The organism is Mesorhizobium sp. WSM4821 (genome assembly GCF_055901555.1).
Map to the genome: position 1 here is coordinate 1048527 of NZ_CM148371.1, position 12329 is coordinate 1060855.

14 protein-coding genes and 1 pseudogene are annotated in these 12329 nt (G+C 60.9%); 5 read left to right on the forward strand and 10 right to left on the reverse strand.

Annotated features, from left to right (window positions below; translation table 11 throughout):
- Positions 1-106 precede the first annotated feature (106 nt).
- From AC0NID_RS04775 to AC0NID_RS04785, 3 genes are all read right to left on the reverse strand, one after another.
- A complete protein-coding gene (locus AC0NID_RS04775; RefSeq protein ID WP_473451311.1) occupies positions 107-664 on the reverse strand; it encodes a fasciclin domain-containing protein in 558 nt (185 codons plus the stop codon).
- A gap of 207 nt (positions 665-871) precedes the next feature.
- Complete coding sequence (locus tag AC0NID_RS04780) at positions 872-1570, reverse strand: anti-sigma factor (RefSeq protein WP_473451313.1); 699 nt, start codon at positions 1568-1570, stop codon at positions 872-874.
- Positions 1567-2106 carry a sigma-70 family RNA polymerase sigma factor gene (locus tag AC0NID_RS04785; protein WP_473451315.1) on the reverse strand — a complete coding sequence of 180 codons (540 nt, stop codon included), beginning with the start codon at positions 2104-2106 and terminating at the stop codon, positions 1567-1569. Before AC0NID_RS04785 ends, AC0NID_RS04780 begins: the two co-directional genes overlap by 4 nt.
- A 465-nt stretch (positions 2107-2571) precedes the next feature.
- Here AC0NID_RS04785 and AC0NID_RS04790 point away from each other — a divergent pair, with 465 nt between their 5' ends.
- Both AC0NID_RS04790 and AC0NID_RS04795 read left to right on the forward strand, forming a co-directional pair.
- Complete coding sequence (locus AC0NID_RS04790; RefSeq protein ID WP_473451317.1) at positions 2572-2757, forward strand: hypothetical protein; 186 nt, start codon at positions 2572-2574, stop codon at positions 2755-2757.
- The gene (locus tag AC0NID_RS04795; protein WP_473451319.1) at positions 2757-3158 is read left to right on the forward strand and encodes a DCC1-like thiol-disulfide oxidoreductase family protein; all 402 of its coding nucleotides are present in this window, start codon (positions 2757-2759) and stop codon (positions 3156-3158) included. The genes AC0NID_RS04790 and AC0NID_RS04795 overlap by 1 nt, the downstream gene beginning before the upstream one ends.
- Positions 3159-3351: 193 nt before the next feature.
- Here AC0NID_RS04795 and AC0NID_RS04800 read toward each other — a convergent pair whose 3' ends face one another.
- Both AC0NID_RS04800 and AC0NID_RS04805 read right to left on the reverse strand, forming a co-directional pair.
- Entirely contained in the window at positions 3352-4830 is a 1479-nt protein-coding gene (locus AC0NID_RS04800) for a thiol-disulfide oxidoreductase (RefSeq protein ID WP_473451321.1), read from the reverse strand.
- Between the two features lie 191 nt (positions 4831-5021).
- Positions 5022-5291: pseudogene (locus AC0NID_RS04805) on the reverse strand (hypothetical protein); the annotation flags it as partial.
- 156 nt (positions 5292-5447) lie between these two features.
- Here AC0NID_RS04805 and argB point away from each other — a divergent pair.
- Positions 5448-6341: an acetylglutamate kinase gene (argB, locus tag AC0NID_RS04810; protein ID WP_473451323.1), complete on the forward strand. Its 894-nt coding sequence runs from the start codon at positions 5448-5450 to the stop codon at positions 6339-6341.
- A gap of 57 nt (positions 6342-6398) precedes the next feature.
- Here the strand turns inward: argB and AC0NID_RS04815 are convergent, their stop codons facing one another.
- Positions 6399-6875 carry an Lrp/AsnC family transcriptional regulator gene (locus AC0NID_RS04815; protein ID WP_473451325.1) on the reverse strand — a complete coding sequence of 159 codons (477 nt, stop codon included), beginning with the start codon at positions 6873-6875 and terminating at the stop codon, positions 6399-6401.
- Between the two features lie 139 nt (positions 6876-7014).
- Here AC0NID_RS04815 and phhA point away from each other — a divergent pair, with 139 nt between their 5' ends.
- On the forward strand, positions 7015-7851 hold the full coding sequence (phhA, locus tag AC0NID_RS04820) for a phenylalanine 4-monooxygenase (protein WP_473451327.1): 837 nt from the start codon (positions 7015-7017) through the stop codon (positions 7849-7851).
- 52 nt (positions 7852-7903) lie between these two features.
- Here the strand turns inward: phhA and AC0NID_RS04825 are convergent, their stop codons facing one another.
- The 3 genes from AC0NID_RS04825 to AC0NID_RS04835 form a co-directional block, all read right to left on the reverse strand.
- On the reverse strand, positions 7904-9343 hold the full coding sequence (locus AC0NID_RS04825) for a GMC oxidoreductase (RefSeq protein WP_473451329.1): 1440 nt from the start codon (positions 9341-9343) through the stop codon (positions 7904-7906).
- On the reverse strand, positions 9340-9495 hold the full coding sequence (locus AC0NID_RS04830; protein ID WP_473451331.1) for a hypothetical protein: 156 nt from the start codon (positions 9493-9495) through the stop codon (positions 9340-9342). Before AC0NID_RS04830 ends, AC0NID_RS04825 begins: the two co-directional genes overlap by 4 nt.
- A 169-nt stretch (positions 9496-9664) precedes the next feature.
- Positions 9665-10426 carry a GGDEF domain-containing protein gene (locus AC0NID_RS04835; RefSeq protein WP_473451333.1) on the reverse strand — a complete coding sequence of 254 codons (762 nt, stop codon included), beginning with the start codon at positions 10424-10426 and terminating at the stop codon, positions 9665-9667.
- Positions 10427-10588: 162 nt separating this feature from the next.
- Between AC0NID_RS04835 and AC0NID_RS04840 the strand changes: the two genes are divergently transcribed.
- The gene (locus tag AC0NID_RS04840; protein WP_473451335.1) at positions 10589-11296 is read left to right on the forward strand and encodes a pyrimidine 5'-nucleotidase; all 708 of its coding nucleotides are present in this window, start codon (positions 10589-10591) and stop codon (positions 11294-11296) included.
- Between the two features lie 109 nt (positions 11297-11405).
- Here the strand turns inward: AC0NID_RS04840 and AC0NID_RS04845 are convergent, their stop codons facing one another.
- Complete coding sequence (locus AC0NID_RS04845; protein ID WP_473451337.1) at positions 11406-12245, reverse strand: LOG family protein; 840 nt, start codon at positions 12243-12245, stop codon at positions 11406-11408.
- Positions 12246-12329 lie beyond the last annotated feature (84 nt).

The window sequence follows — 12329 nt, forward strand, 5'->3', positions numbered from 1 at the left end:
CGATCAGCATCGCCGAAACACTCCGCGCCGATCCACATTTGGTGTGAACGGCGCGAAGTGTGCGCGGAGAGGCTTGGCCATATCTTCGCTAGCAGCGGGCCCTTCGTTACATCTTCGGCAGGAGAACCTTGTCGATGACGTGGATAACGCCGTTCGACTGCTCGACATCGGCGACCGTCACTTTGGCGACATTGCCGTTCTCGTCGGTCGCGTTGACCTTGCCGCCATCGGCCTTGAGCGTCAGTTCGCAGCCGCCAACCGTCTTGACCTTGTGCGCGCCACCATCGTCCATGGCCATCTTTGCGACATCCGCGGCCATCGCCTTGGCACCGATGACGTGGCAGGTCAGGATCTTGACCAGCTTGTCCTTGTTTTCGGGCCTGAGCAGCATGTCGACGGTGCCGGTCGGAAGTGCTGCAAAGGCTTCGTTGGTCGGCGCGAACACAGTGAAGGGGCCGGCACTCTGCAGCGTCTCGACCAGGCCGCCGGCCTTGACGGCAGCGACCAGCGTCGTGTGGTCCTTCGAGTTGACGGCGTTCTCGACGATGGTCTTGGTGGCATACATGGCGGCGCCGCCGACCATCGGGTTTTCGGCATAGGCGGCGGTGGCGAGCGCGGTGGCCACGACCGGGCCGGCAAGCAAAAGGGTGGCGAGTTTACGCATTATCTCAATCTCCTCAGTTCATCTCTCCCCTTTTTTGGGGGCGCAGGAGATACGCGAGATAAATGCGTGAGTTTCGTCGTTTAGGAAATTTTTTCAGTGTCAAACAGCGTTCTCCCCACCACTCAGTGACTTCACCTGGATACTTCCTGGTTTCGCTCCACTGCGGGAGATCAATTATAGGATCTGCTTGAAAAAGTTTGGGGGCGGTCAGATTCCCTTCAGACCGCCCGCAGCGACCACAGGGCCGGTCGGCTGGCCGGTCGGCGAACCACCGGCCGGCTCGAGGCTGACGGCAAGCATGGCGCCCCGCGCAAGTTTCTCCTGCACGGCTGGCGCGATCGTCATACGCGCGGTCTGACCGGCCGGGATGACGCCCATCGAGACCGGCGCATTCTTGCCTTCGATCATCCACAGTTCGAAATCCTTGCCGGCGGCACGCTCGCCGGAGACATGCGACAAGCCGACCTCGCGATCGGCGGCGTCGTAGATGACAAGGTATCTGACGTCGCTGCCGTCGGCAGCCAGCGAGGCGACGAGCCGCGGTTGCTCGACCGGCGGGCTGAGGTAAGGCAGGGCGACAGTGATCGCCAGCGCCGCAACGGAAGCGGCGGCAAGACCGCGCCAGAAGGCAAGGCTCGACCAGAGGCCAGCGCGAGGCTCCGCCACGAATAGCCGGCTATCTATTGCCTCCTTGACCCTGATCGGAGGCTCTGTCTCCGGACAGGCGACGATCATCGGCGAAAGATGCACCTCCCAGGCATCGACAAGGCGCGCGAAAGCGGCGTCCGCGTCGATGCGGCGTGAGGCGATCTCGCGTTCGTCCGCGTCCAGCACACCGAGAACGTATTCGGCGGCGAACAGGTCGTCGCCCCCAGGTTCCGGTTCGTTATCGTCTGCCGGCGTCATCTTTCCAGACACTCTCTGAGCTTCAACAGGCTGCGCCGCAGCCAGGTTCGCATCGTGTTCAGCGGCACGCCGTGGCGTGCGGCGAGATCGGCATAGCTTTCTCCGTCCAGATAGGCGCCCCGGACGGCCGCCGCCCGGTCCTTTTCCAATTCATCGAGACAACGGTAGACGCGTTCGGATTCGCCGCCTGCCGCCACCGTAGCCTCCGGTCCCGGCGCCGGATCGGCTACGTCGAGCGCGGCATCGATATAGGCAGCGGGCTCGCGCCGCGCCCTTATCCGATCGATCGCATGATTGCGCGCAATGGCCACCAGCCAGGAGATCGGGCTTAGATCCGAGACGGCGAAACGGTCCGCCTTCGTCCATATCTTGACGAAGACCTCTTGCAGCGCCTCTTCTGCCTCTCCCCGGTCCTTCAATACACGGAGGCAGACGCCAAAAAGTTTCGCGCTGGTCTGCCGGTAGAGCAGATCGAACGCAGCTCGGTCCTTCATCGAAGTCCGAACGATCAGGTTGCTGATGTCCCGCGGCGTCATTTCGGCAAATTAGGCAATCGCGATATATTTGCAACGGCGGAAGTCGTTTGCCCCCAAACGCTCTGCGCAGCAGTCACCCAATTCAGACGTCGACTGCCAGCGAAAATCAGCTGCCGCTGGCGGTAATCGTCGCAGGCTGAATGGGCAATGGGCGCCGATTGAAAGCGGTGGCGTTTATAGCTGACCGGCGATCGGGGAACCTGAAATCACCGAAGTCGCCGTCGATGTGCCGGAATGCTCCCGCAACCTCCGAAATCCGCCATTCCGCTTGATTTCCCACCGATCATCACACATTATTGCGCCGCACTATCCGAGTAGGTTGATTGTCTCAGCCGCGACCTTAAGACTGCAGATAGCGGCTGGCACAGGCACGGTGTTCGCGAAAAGTGTCCGGCTTCAGCCGGTTGAAGTTGATCGCGTTTTGACGTCGGATCGACCAAGTCCGATGTTTTGCAAGGATCGCATATGTTTCGCGATATGTCCGCATACAAGAAACTCTTGATGCTTGGCATTGTCGGGCTGGTATTCGTAGGCATCTTCGATGCCCTCAGCAACCTGCCCGTCATTTCGGACTGCGGGTTCTACGGCAATTGTGCGATCGATGGCCCAGCCGAACCGCCGACCGATCTCGGCCTGGACCCGGTGGGGTAATGAAGCCGTCCGGGAAAACGGCGCTCATCGTCTACGACGGCGATTGCATCTTCTGTCAGAACTATGTCCGCTTTGCCCGGCTGCGCGCCGCCGTCGGTCCCGTCGAGTTGCTCGACGCGCGCTCGGGCGACCCGCGCGTCGCCGGGTTCCAGCGCCAGGGCTTCGACTTGAACGAGGGCATGCTCTTTGTCTTCGACGATCGCGTCTACCATGGCGAGGAAGCTATCAATCTCCTGGCGATCCTCAGCTCTTCTTCTTCGCTCTTTGGCTGGCTCAACCGCAAGATCCTCTCAAACAGGATGGCCGCTCGGCTGATCTATCCGGCGCTCAAGCTGGGGCGTCGGGCCACCCTGTGGCTTCGCGGCCGCTCGCTCATCCCTGCCGATCTAGACCGCCGCTAGAGCATTTCCCGGCGAAGTGGATTCGGAAGTCCGGAAATGCCCGAGGACAAACCCTGGTGGGTGAGCATTTGAGCGATTCGACGAGAAAGCAGAAAGAGCCCTGGAACATGCGCCGGGCTTCCTCCAGAATATCGGGCGGGATTGACCAGCGGCCTGGATCGGTCGAACATTCCGGCAGCCCGCGGGGCAGTTGTCAGTGGGTGCAGACCTTCGGTCGCGAGAAATCCACAAGCTTGAAAACCAGGAACTTGCGCTCGAGGACGTTGGGCATGTCGTCCGCAAAGGTCGCCGCCTTCGCGCGGGTGACCGTCTCGCCGTCCTTCACATAGGTTACCCAGGCCTCGGGATTCCAGCGGAGACGTCTCTTCAGGTCGAGCAGGATGTGGTAATTGCCCGCCCGCGACTGCCGGACGAGAGAGGGCTCCGAGGAATCGACGATCTTCACCACCTCGTTCTGATAGCTGAACAGGTATGGCGGCTTGGTGAAGAGCAGATGGTTGGTCTGGCCGCCTTCCGTATGCAGATTGCTGAACATGTTGATCGAGCTCTCTGTCTTTAGCCCGACATAGGGCGATAGACAGGAGAGAAAGAACATGCCCGGCACCAAATAGACCCACAGTGGCCGGCGCGGCGCGGAAACATTCTGGCAAGGCAGGTTCTGCAGGGCCACATAGGCCAGCACGATCATCGCCACGCCGCCCACTGCCGCCCAAATGAGGATCCAGACGGAGTGGACCATCATGTCGAAAGAGCCCCTGGGATAAGCGTAATGGAGGAGCATGACGACGGTGACCGTGAACAGCAAAACCGCTCCGCCCGGCACCAAGATCCCGATCCGCCCGAACGTTACGCGTAACGGATTGGCCGCTCCCAGCAAGATGCGATAGAGCGCCTCGCTGGCGGGCGCGGGGATGCTCAGCACATATAGCGCGAACACCAGGCTGGAAAAGTCCATGTACCAGGAATAGGCCGAGATCGGTATCACGTAGTGGAAGACGAGCGCGAGGATGAACCCGACGGCGAAATAGCGCTTCCAGTAAAGCGAGACGATGGCAATGGCCTCGATGACGAAGGTGACGTAGATCGCCAGATACCGGCCAAAGAGATTGTCCTCGAGCCCGAACGGACGCGCGAGTGGCGTGTAGAGACCGACGGCGCAACTCACGGAAGGGTCGAGGAAGTCTGTGTTGATCTTGTGGAAGATGCCGTAGAAATACATGATTGCGAGCAGCGACCGGGCGACGACGCGGATCTGTTCATAAAGCGCCATGCGGTCTATGGAGCTGCCGCGGCCCGCCCGCAGATAGAGAACCGCTACGCTGAGCAGGATAGCCCCATCCATTACCGCAGCGATCGTCTTGTTGTTGGAGGCGACCGGCATTCGCAGGGCATAGAGCGTAAGCGAAACTAACACGAGCCCGATCAGAAGGTCCGTCCGTCGCGGATGGAGTAAGAGAAGCAGGCTGAACAGGACCACGCCCCAGCTCAGAACGGCATAGAGAAGTCCTTTGTAGCCTATCAGGCCATAGGTATCGCCGGCGATGCTGAAGATGGCCGCCCCCGCCCAGAAGGGAGTGAAGGCAGTCAGACCGTCATATGCGTGGTCGAGATATTTTACGTTCGCGATCTTTCCGCGACCAAAATTCCACAAAGGTATCGCGCTTGTCGTCATCACGAATTCCGCCGCCTTGCCAGAAACACTGGATCGCTACGCGGAAACATTTCCGAGTTGTAAATAACAGTCAACTCGAAGCTAATTGCTATCAGTGTCAGCAGTTCGGGTAACCAAGATGGCGCTACATAACCGCCTTTCAGCGACGCGACCAGGATGTATAGCTCGTCCCAATACTCGAATTGATGATGTCAGCTTAAGCCTGTGAGGACAAAGCCTGGTGGATGCCGGACTTCAGGCAACAACACCGGTGACGGATTCCTGATTCGCCGGATGTGGGTTGCAAGGGCGTCGCATCTGAATCCGAGACGGCACCACGAGATTGAGGACCGCGGAGAAGCTGAGAGGAGCCGTTATAGGTTTCTCGATGTTAGAAATGTTTGCATCACACGCTTCCGTTTTCGCAGCGGCAGATGCGAGTTCTCCGCTCGATTGTTTAATCCTTTGTGAGATCGCCGCGCAAATGGAAGGATTTCGGGTTGGTTTTGCTGCAGGCGCCGCTGCGGAGGCAGGCATAAAGACGCACCGATTTGATCATTGTGACAGCAAAGCTGTTTGCGGCCTGCCGTAATTCCCGCTAAGACGCCGCCGTTCATGCCAAGCTGGGAAACATGCCGATGACGGACCTCGCCGCCACCGCCGAAATGCAGGCCGCGCTGCTTTCGAGGGCGCTGCCCTATATGCAGCGCTACGAGAACAAGACGGTCGTGGTGAAATATGGCGGCCACGCCATGGGCGACAATGCGCTCGGCAAGGCCTTCGCCCGCGACATCGCGCTGCTGAAACAATCCGGCGTCAACCCGATCGTCGTGCATGGCGGCGGGCCGCAGATCGGCGCCATGCTGGCCAAGATGGGCATCGAATCGAAGTTCGAGGGCGGCCTGCGCGTCACCGACCAGAAGACGGTCGAGATCGTCGAGATGGTGCTGGCCGGCTCGATCAACAAGGAGATCGTCGCGCTGATCAATGCCGAGGGCGAATGGGCGATCGGCCTGTGCGGCAAGGACGGTAACATGGTTTTCGCCGAAAAGGCGCGCAAGACCATGATCGATCCGGATTCCAACATTGAGCGCGTGCTCGATCTCGGCTTCGTCGGCGAGCCGATCGAGGTCGACCGCACGCTGCTCGACCTTCTTGCGCGGTCCGAAATGATCCCGGTGCTGGCGCCGGTGGCGCCCGGCCGCGACGGCCACACCTACAACATCAATGCCGACACCTTCGCCGGCGCCATTGCCGGCGCCTGCCAGGCGACGCGCCTGTTGTTCCTGACCGATGTGCCCGGCGTGCTCGACAAGGGCAAGAAGCTCATCGACGAGCTGACCGTGGCCGAGGCAAGGGCCTTGATCAAGGACGGCACGGTGTCGGGCGGCATGATCCCGAAGGTCGAGACCTGCATCGAGGCGATCGAGCGCGGCGTCGAAGGCGTCGTCATCCTGAACGGCAAGACGCCGCATTCGGTGCTGCTCGAGCTGTTTACCGAACACGGCGCCGGCACGCTGATCGTGCCGTGAGCGAAGGCTGACGGGTGTTTCGTAGCCGGAGATCCAGGGCTCAGGCGTCCGGCAGGCTCATCGCCTGAGATGCCCAAGCGGGACGTGGCCCGGCCCCTTGATGTTCTGCAGCACAAGCTGCGTGTGGACGTCACGCACGCCATCGAGCCGCATCAGCCGGTGCATGACGAAGGCATTGAGGTCGTCGACCGACGGCACCATCACATGCAGCAGGAAATCGTGGTCGCCGGTCATCGTCCAGCATGACGAGACCTCGTCCATGCGCTGCACGGCGGCAATGAAGGTTTCGGGCGAGCCGTCGCTGTGGCTCACCAGGCGCACCTGGATGAACACCTCGACCATCAGGCCGACGGCGCGGCGGCTGAGCACGGCGGCAAAACCCTTGATGACGCCGGCGTCCTGAAGGGCCTCGAAGCGGCGCGCGCACGGTGTCGTCGACAGGCCGATCTCCTGCGCCAGTTCGGACACCGGCTTGCGTCCGTCGCGCTGCAGGATATCGAGCATCTTGATCTCGAAATCGTCGAACTGAGGCATTTTCACCTCTCCAATAGCATTACGGTGACGACTTTTACCTCAAATACTGCATTCGGACCATCATCAAAGCTGATTTGCCTCGCCGCATTCGGCTATCTCTTACGAAATTCGCCGGTCATGAGTTGCGAGGAGAAGAGCCATGACGATAAGCGTTGCCGACTACGCAAGGGAATGCGCGGCGCAAGGCCTTCGCGGCGACTATTCGGTCTGCCGTGCCGACTTCACCGTAGCGCAGCACTACAACTACAGCGCTGACGAGCAGGCCGTATGGCGCAGGCTGTGCGACCGCCAGACGAAGCTGACGCAGAAGCTGGCGCATCAGTCCTACCTCGACGGCGTCGCCGCGCTTGGTCTGCTCGACAAGATTCCGGATTTCGGAGAGGTCAGTGAAAAGCTGCGCAATCTCACCGGCTGGGAGATCGTCGCCGTGCCGGGCCTCATCCCCGCCGCGCCGTTCTTCGTCCATCTCGCCAGTCGCCGCTTTCCGGTCACCAACTGGCTGCGGACACGGCAGGAGCTCGACTATATCGTCGAGCCGGACATGTTCCACGATTTTTTCGGCCATGTGCCGGCGCTGACCCAGCCGGTCTTTGCCGACTTCATGCAGATGTATGGTGAGAAGGCCGAGCATCTGATCGCGCTCGGCGGCGACGAGATGATCAGCCGCCTCTACTGGTACACTGTCGAATACGGGCTGATCCAGGAAGCAGGTCAATCGGTGAAGGCTTTCGGCGCCGGACTGATGTCATCGTTTGCGGAACTTCAGTTCGCGATCGAAAGCAAGGACGCGCACCATGTCCCCTTCGATCCGGAAACGGTGATGCGCACCAGCTATGAGATCGACAAGTTCCAGCGCGCCTATTTTGTACTGCCGTCCTTCGACGTCTTGCGCGATGCCTTCCAGGACGTCGCCGGCCTGGCAGCGATCGTCGGACGCCACAAGGCCAAGCCGGCGCTCGACCCTGCGGAACTTTAGAACGACCGACGCTCTACTTTTGAGCATCGGATTGCTCGTTGCCGCTGGCCGGCTATGTGCCGATGACCTTGCGGAGGTGGTGGCCCAGCCGGGATGCCAATGCTGTGATCGTCGTCGTCGGATTGCATTCGCCGGACGTGCAAAATACCGAGGAGCCGCCGACATAGAGATTGTCCATGCCGTGTACCTTTGAGTTGGCGTCCACCACGCTCTTGGTCACATCCGTGCCCATGCGCGTACCGCCCATGTGGTGGTGGCCGGCCAATTCCTCGTTCGTCGGATAATCCCCACCATTGGTGAGCCAGTCGGCGATGCGCACTCGGCCGAGATCCTTCTGGACAAGCGTCGTGCCGAACAGCCTCAGGCCCTTCAGGAGCGTGCGGCGCTCCAAGTCCGACTTCTTCCAGTGCAGTTCGATGCGTGGCACGCCGGCGTGGTCGACATCGGTTTTCGACAATAGGATCCGGTTCGAGGCCAGCGGTGCCTGTTCCCAGGTGACATAGAGCTGGGCGGCGCAGCGCAGGTTCTGGCTGAGCTGATAGGATACCCATTCGGCCATCTCAGGCGCCGTGCAGGCGAGGTCGGCAATGATGCTTTTGATGCCGGGATACGGCGTCTCGATCAGCCTGATGCCGAAATTCATGATCTCAAGGCGCTCCATGGCCGCCAGCGTCGGCGAGAAGAAGGCCTCGTTGGTGGCGTCGACTTCAAACTCGCTATAATCGGCAAGGATGGCATTGCCGCCTTCGAAGGTCGGATGCTCCATCCAGTAGCGGCCGAGTGCCGCTGCATTCGGCACCACACCGCCATTCGAGCGCTGGTTCGACCATAGGAGCAACCGTGAGTTTTCCAAGCCACCGGTGCAGACGACGAAATAATCGGCGTTGAAGGAACCGGCATCCTTGCCGTTCGACCACAGTTTGGCGCCGGTCACTCTCTTGCCGTCACCAGCCAGTTCGGTGGCATAGGTGTTGAGCACCACGGCGACGTTCATCCTCGTGTCGAGTTCGTCGGCAAATTTTTCACCGAAACGCACGGCCGGGCTCTTGATCAGTTGCACCCAGCGAATGTCGTCCGAGACCGGCACATCCGGCCGGAAATCGGGAAGTTCGAGGATTTCGTGGACTTCGGGCAGATAGGGCTCGATGTCGGCGCGGCTGATTGGCCAGCCGGTGTCCGGCGCCCAGGCCTTCGGCTCGAAATCTTGGCTGTCGAGCACGCGGCACCAGCCGGCCCAGTGATTGGAGCTACCGCCCATGAAGCGCAGCCGGGTGATGTCGAGATCGAAATAGGGGTCGCCGACCGTGACGCCACGGTAGAAATCCTGTGAGCCATCGCTGAACTCGCGGGAGCCGGCCTCCAGCACCACAACCGGAATGCCGGCCGCGCCAAGCTTCCTGGCGATCGTGGTGCCGGCCGGCCCGGAACCGAGGATGCAGACCTTGGCGGTGAAATTCACCGCTCGAAATGCCTCGTAGCTGTCGAAGATCACGTGAGATCGCCGCGCTTGAGGATCCAACCATTGACCTCGACGATCGCGTCCGGATCGGCATCAGGCAGCTTGCGAAACAGCGACAGGGCCGGTAGCGCGATCAGCGCCTGCATGATCATGCGGCGCGATATCTTCCTGGTGAAGAAACTCATGACACGTCTCTCGATGGGGCTTCGATCCACGCATGGCGTTTCCTGAACGGCACATGCTCGCCAAGAGAAGCCAGTTCCGTGCCAAGCCTAGCGGCACACCTGCTTAAGCAGTGTAAACGGTCCGGCTGAGTGCAAGCAACGTTAGGATTTTCTTGACGGGCGAGACCGCTCAGGCCGCTTCGGAAACGTCCCGGTCCAGGATGGTCCGATTGCGGCCGCTGCGCTTGGCCTTGTAAAGGCGCTGGTCGGCGGCACGCATCAGATCCGATACGGCGGCATCTTCGCCGCAGGTGACGCCGCCGATGCTGACGGTGAGAGGAATGGTCCGCTCATCGACGGGGCGGAAGCGGATCAGCTCGACTTCACGGCGGATGCGCTCGGCGACGCGTTTGGCTTCCTGTTCGGCGGCGCCGACCAGAAACGCGCCGAATTCCTCGCCGCCAATGCGCCCGATCACGTCGCCGATGCGCACGCCGCGCTCGATCGCGTTTGCGATGAGGAGCAGCGCGTCGTCGCCGGTCAGATGACCGTAGCTGTCGTTGATGATCTTGAAATGGTCGGCATCGATGATCAGCAACGTACCGCGATCGGATTTACGCCGGGAGGCGTCGAGCGCCGCAAAGAAGCTCTCGCGGTTGAGCATGCCGGTCATGTCGTCGCGGCTCGCCTTTTCGGAAAGACGCCGATGCGCGGCGGCGAGTTGCGCATGAGCGCGGGCGAGCTCGCGATGGGCGCTCTTCAGCCTTTCGCCCTGCCAGAACGTGTGGCCGCTGGCGATCCAGGCGAGCGCGAGCGGGCAGACCGTGGATGTCAGCCACATCGTGCGGTTGAACGGAAAGCCCATCGCCGGAACGACGATCAGCGTCAACAGAAGCGAGACCGCGAGGGAGGTGAAAGCGACGGCGGCGGACTTCAGAAATATGCGGCTCATCGCTTGCTCCCCACTGGACTGCCTCTGTGCCAGCAAGCCCTGAATGCCACCTTTCGGCGATGCCTAAAATTTGAATCGTTGCGCCACTTTGCCCCCTCGTAACGCGCATAAGTTGTGGATAAAGCCTCTGCCAAAAGCACCGTTTCGTGCCATAAGGACTGCATGACCACGTTCCCGGACCCCGCCCGCTTTGCCCATGTCACCGACTGGGTGTTCGACCTCGACAACACCCTCTATCCGCACCATTCGAACCTGTTCTCGCAGATCGACTTGAAGATGACCGCCTATATCGGGGAACTGCTGACGCTGCCGCGCGACGATGCCCGCAAGCTGCAGAAGGAACTGTACCGGGAATACGGCACGACGCTGAACGGCCTGATGACGCGCCACGGCATCGATCCCGACGACTTTCTCGAGAAGGTCCATGACATCGACTATTCCTGGCTGGTGCCCGATCCCGTTCTCGGCACCGCCATCCGCCAGCTTCCGGGCCGCAAGTTCATCTTTACCAATGGCGACCGCAGGCACGCCGAACGCACCGCGCGCCAACTCGGCATCCTCGACCATTTCGACGACATCTTCGATATCGTCGCCGCCGGGCTGAATCCCAAGCCGGCACGCCGGACCTACGAGAAGTTTGCGGAACTCCACGCCATCACCGGCCACAATGCGGTGATGTTCGAGGATCTTGCACGCAACCTGTCCGTGCCGAAATCGCTGGGCATGACCACGGTGCTGGTCGTGCCGCGCAACTTCGAGCCCACCTTCTCCGAAATCTGGGAACGTGACCCTGCCAAGGAAGACGACGTGGATTTCGTCACCGACGATCTTGCCGAATTCCTCACCGCGATCGTCGAGATTCCAGCCTGAAGCCGCCTACCGTCTGATCGGCGCATTGTTTCATCGGGAAGCCTGACGACGCCGGGGCAATTGCTTCAAACAAGAAAGCTAGCCCGGTCGGCCACACGACCGGCAGCCCTTAGAGCTCATAAAAGCGGCTGATAATCCCCCAGGCCTCGTCGGCGGTGTCAACCAGATCGATGATGTCCTGGTCGCCGGGGGTGATCGTGCCTTGCTCGGCGAGGAAGTCGAGGTCGATCGCCTTTTTCCAGAAAGCCTTGCCGAACAGGATCACCGGCACGCGTTCCATGCGGCCGGTCTGTATCAGGGTCAGCGTCTCGAAAAACTCGTCCATCGTGCCGAAGCCGCCCGGAAACACCGCGACAGCCTTGGCGCGCATGACGAAATGCATCTTTCGGACCGCGAAATAGTGGAAATTGAAGCAGAGTTCGGGCGTCACATAGGCATTCGGCGCCTGTTCGTGCGGCAAAACAATGTTGAGGCCGATCGACGGTGCGCCGACGTCGTCGGCGCCGCGATTGCCTGCTTCCATGACGCCGGGTCCGCCGCCAGTCACCACGACGAATTCGCGATAATAGGAGGCGGCCGACTGCTGCGAGCAGAGACGGGCGAACCTGCGCGCCTCCTCGTAATATTTGCTGTTTTCCTCGAGGTTCTTCTTCTGCGTCTCGTTCTTGGCCGCCCAGGCTTCACCGCCCGGCTCGGGGATGCGCGCCCCGCCGAACAGGATGACGGTCGAATGGATGCCACGTTCGGCCAGGATCATCTCCGGCTTCAGGAGTTCGAGCTGCAGCCGCACCGCTCGCAATTCGCGCCGTGTCATGAAATCGGGATCGTTCCAGGCTAGCCGATAGGTCTCGGCGCGCGTCTGCGGCGTGTCCGGCACGCTTTTGGACCGCTCCAGATCCTCGTCCGAATGCGGCAGCGGCGTCCACCCCGCCTTTTCCATGGGGTTCATATTACCTACCCGTCCAAATCATTCACTTGCGCCGTCCCGTGACGCAGCCGCGATTGACCCCTACTCGACCTTCACATAGGGTCC